Source organism: Paraburkholderia sp. J63 (assembly GCF_905220245.1).
In the GTDB taxonomy this organism is placed as follows: domain Bacteria; phylum Pseudomonadota; class Gammaproteobacteria; order Burkholderiales; family Burkholderiaceae; genus Paraburkholderia.
The window spans coordinates 1-1500 of the sequence record NZ_CAJMZF010000120.1; the positions used below are offsets into that span (position 1 = coordinate 1).

Here is a 1500-nt window from a genome sequence, read left to right on the forward strand (position 1 = left end):
CATGAACGTCGGATCTGCGCGGCAGATTTTTTCTGTCTGCTCCCAGATCTCGCTGTCTGGACGCTCGAGATCGAGAGGATCGCCATGCGGCTGCGTCACGTACCAAGGCGTATCGAGATAGACTTCCACCGTGTTGCCTTCCGGATCGCTGAAATAAATCGACAGCGCATTCCCGTGATTCAGGCCACGCATCTGGCTTGCGTTTCGCGCAAGCGCACTTTCACGGATCGCGCGCAGATCATCAATCTCGCCCACCTTGAACGAGATCTGCATGACCGTGCTGACCGAGCCCTCCGGACGGGTCGACGCCAGCGCAAGCTGATGGTGCTGGGTGGGAGAGCCGCTCAGAAAGGCGATCTCGAATGGCATGGTTATGCCTGTGCCGCGGTCAGTCAGGGTCATCCCGAAGACTTCGCTGTAGAAAGCGACCATCCGGTCGAGGTCGTGACAGAAGATACCAAGATGGGAAAGTTGCGGCGCGGTTCTGCTTGACATGCTAAGGGCTCCGTCAGGGCGGCGGCGGGGCTGACGGCCAGAGGGTGAGCCCCGCCAGTTATATTTCGGACTAGCGGATCGATCCCTGGTCCTTCACCTCGTTGCGTAGCGTACCCACGGCCTCGATCTCGATCTCGACGACATCGCCCGCCTTCATGTAGTGCGGCGGCTTGCGGCCAAAGCCCACACCGGCCGGCGTGCCGGTGACGATGACATCGCCCGGGCTCAGCGTGAAGATCGTCGACGCGTATGCGATCAGGCGCGGAATCGGGAAAATGAGGTGGCCCGTATCGCTGGACTGGACCGTCTCGCCATTCAGCCGCGTTTCCAGCTTGAGCACGCGCCCCGGCTCGATTTCGTCCGCGGTCACCATCCACGGGCCGAACGCACCGGTTCCCTCGAAATTCTTGCCCGACGCGATCTGCCTGGCGTGGAACTGCCATTCGCGCACGCTGGCATCGTTGTAGACGCTGTAGCCCGCGACGTGCTTCCATGCGTCGGCTTCTGCAATATCGCGGCCGCCTTCACCGATGATGACCGCCAGTTCGCCTTCCCAGTCGAGCGTGTCGGAAACGCGCGGCTTGATGATGGGCTGGTTGTGCGCGACCTGCGAGCGCCACACGCGCAGGAAGATCGGCGGGAATTCGGAGAGCTCGCGGTTCAATCCTGCCGCCAGCGCTTCATTGTGGTGATCGAGGTAGTTGCGCACGGCGCAGACGATCTTTTCGGGGCGGGGGATCACCGGGAGATATTCGACGTCAGCCAGCTTGACGCTGACCGCGCGGCCCTCGACGTGATGCGCGGCATCGCGATAGGCGCCGGTTGCGATGTAGTCCGCCAGCGTCTTGATGTCTTCGCGAAGATTGGAAAGATCGACCACGCCGTCACCGACGACGGCACCAAAGGCCTCGCGGCCATCTTTGCGGAAAGAAAGGAGTTTCATTACGTTGCCCTCATTGGATCAATGTCGCTGCTCGAATGCCAACGGGGGCAATTTTATGCCCA

Annotated in this window: 2 protein-coding genes; both read right to left on the reverse strand. The window is 61.3% G+C overall.

Annotation, left to right across the window (positions count from 1 at the left end; all coding sequences use genetic code 11):
* Positions 1 to 495, reverse strand: a 495-nt coding sequence (locus U5775_RS38730) for a VOC family protein (protein ID WP_322063404.1), incomplete at its 3' end; no start/stop codon positions are given.
* Between the two features lie 70 nt (positions 496 to 565).
* Entirely contained in the window at positions 566 to 1438 is an 873-nt protein-coding gene (locus U5775_RS38735) for a fumarylacetoacetate hydrolase family protein (protein ID WP_322063405.1), read from the reverse strand.
* Positions 1439 to 1500: the final 62 nt, after the last annotated feature.

Excerpts from the sequence above, each read along its gene's own strand:
- U5775_RS38735 (WP_322063405.1), bottom strand. The coding sequence starts at position 1,438 with ATGAAACTCCTTTCTTTCCGCAAAGATGGCCGCGAGGCCTTTGGTGCC.